The organism is Cobetia sp. SIMBA_158, assembly GCF_046566945.1.
In the GTDB taxonomy this organism is placed as follows: domain Bacteria; phylum Pseudomonadota; class Gammaproteobacteria; order Pseudomonadales; family Halomonadaceae; genus Cobetia; species Cobetia amphilecti.
In genome coordinates this window covers 1-275 of record NZ_JAWJYL010000308.1, presented here as the reverse complement: position 1 = coordinate 275, position 275 = coordinate 1, and the positions used below count along the sequence as shown (strand labels likewise).

The 275-nt window shown below is 42.5% G+C and carries 1 protein-coding gene; it reads right to left on the bottom strand.

Translation table 11 applies throughout. The features are described 5' to 3' along the window. The coding region (locus R2R70_RS20090) for a cell division protein FtsX (RefSeq protein ID WP_410978913.1) at positions 1–275 on the bottom strand (275 nt) is incomplete at both ends.

Genomic DNA, 275 nt, shown 5'->3' with positions numbered 1-275 from the left:
ACCTCACGTTCAGCTTCTAACTTGGTCATAAGTACCTTGGCGGCATTAGGCTGGCGATGCCGCTTAGTAGGTGTAACGAGCACAACATCGGGTAACGGGTTGCTATCTAAATATTCTAGTGCTTGCCCAAAACCTGACACATCCTGAAACTCTTTTAGTGCTTGCTGTTTTGAAATAAACGTTACACTCTCTACTTCAGGATATAAGGCTAGGCGCTTAACTAGCGTTGCTGTCTCTTGTTTCGTCATTGTTTGTTTTACAAATAACGATATTTC